The organism is Cellulomonas humilata, from assembly GCF_030814415.1.
Taxonomy (GTDB): Bacteria; Actinomycetota; Actinomycetes; order Actinomycetales; family Cellulomonadaceae; genus Cellulomonas; species Cellulomonas humilata_A.
Map to the genome: position 1 here is coordinate 1 of NZ_JAUSVB010000010.1, position 1,939 is coordinate 1,939.

Sequence of the window (1,939 nt, forward strand, 5' to 3'; positions counted from 1 at the left end):
AGCGCTTGCGCACCAGTGCGTGGGTGGTTCGACCGAGCGGTACCAGCCCGCAGCCACCCGAGCCCCACCCCCACCCACAGGCGAAGAAGAGACTCGTAGCGACCCTGATGAAACAACCTTCCGGCTGTTCCCTCAGGACCCAACAGCGTGCCCAGCCGACCCCTCCCCAGCAGCCAACCGTTCCCACCCAGAACCCCGAAGGGCCTGGCGTACTAGGTCGCCACCAGCTCGAAAGCCGGCCAACAGTCGATGTTCCACCCTCGAGCACCGTCCCCCACTCGTTCGGCAGGGACAACGGGCCTGGACACCACAGCCACCCCATGACAGGACAACCTGATGCCAGATGCTCCTTAGAAAGGAGGTGATCCAGCCGCACCTTCCGGTACGGCTACCTTGTTACGACTTAGTCCCAATCGCCAGTCCCACCTTCGACAGCTCCCTCCACAAGGGTTGGGCCACCGGCTTCGGGTGTTACCGACTTTCGTGACTTGACGGGCGGTGTGTACAAGGCCCGGGAACGTATTCACCGCAGCGTTGCTGATCTGCGATTACTAGCGACTCCGACTTCATGGGGTCGAGTTGCAGACCCCAATCCGAACTGAGACCGGCTTTTTGGGATTCGCTCCACCTCGCGGTATCGCAGCCCTTTGTACCGGCCATTGTAGCATGCGTGAAGCCCAAGACATAAGGGGCATGATGATTTGACGTCATCCCCACCTTCCTCCGAGTTGACCCCGGCAGTCTCCCATGAGTCCCCGGCATAACCCGCTGGCAACATGGGACGAGGGTTGCGCTCGTTGCGGGACTTAACCCAACATCTCACGACACGAGCTGACGACAACCATGCACCACCTGTACACCGACCTTGCGGGGCAACCATCTCTGGAAGTTTCCGGTGTATGTCAAGCCTTGGTAAGGTTCTTCGCGTTGCATCGAATTAATCCGCATGCTCCGCCGCTTGTGCGGGCCCCCGTCAATTTCTTTGAGTTTTAGCCTTGCGGCCGTACTCCCCAGGCGGGGCACTTAATGCGTTTGCTGCGGCACGGAACTCGTGGAATGAGCCCCACACCTAGTGCCCAACGTTTACGGCATGGACTACCAGGGTATCTAATCCTGTTCGCTCCCCATGCTTTCGCTCCTCAGCGTCAGTTGCGGCCCAGTGACCTGCCTTCGCCATCGGTGTTCCTCCTGATATCTGCGCATTCCACCGCTACACCAGGAATTCCAGTCACCCCTACCGCACTCTAGTCTGCCCGTACCCACTGCAAGCCCAAGGTTGAGCCTTAGGTTTTCACAGCAGACGCGACAAACCGCCTACGAGCTCTTTACGCCCAATAATTCCGGACAACGCTTGCGCCCTACGTATTACCGCGGCTGCTGGCACGTAGTTAGCCGGCGCTTCTTCTGCAGGTACCGTCACTTTCGCTTCTTCCCTGCTGAAAGAGGTTTACAACCCGAAGGCCGTCATCCCTCACGCGGCGTCGCTGCATCAGGCTTGCGCCCATTGTGCAATATTCCCCACTGCTGCCTCCCGTAGGAGTCTGGGCCGTATCTCAGTCCCAGTGTGGCCGGTCGCCCTCTCAGGCCGGCTACCCGTCGTCGCCTTGGTAGGCCACTACCCCACCAACAAGCTGATAGGCCGCGAGCCCATCCCAGACCGATAAATCTTTCCAGACACCACACATGCGTGTGCGTCTCGTATCCGGTATTAGCCATCGTTTCCCATGGTTATTCCAGAGTCTGGGGTAGGTTGCTCACGTGTTACTCACCCGTTCGCCACTGATCAGACCAGCAAGCTGGCCATCACCGTTCGACTTGCATGTGTTAAGCACGCCGCCAGCGTTCGTCCTGAGCCAGAATCAAACTCTCCGTAAATGTCTACATGGCACCCCACCACCAAAGCAGCAGGGCAACCGACACACGAAATGGTCCCGATAAG

Annotated in this window: 1 rRNA gene; it reads right to left on the minus strand. The window is 59.0% G+C overall.

The window, feature by feature from the left end:
• Positions 1–354: 354 nt before the first annotated feature.
• Positions 355–1,875, minus strand: a 16S ribosomal RNA gene (locus J2X26_RS21660).
• Between the last annotated feature and the right edge of the window lie 64 nt (positions 1,876–1,939).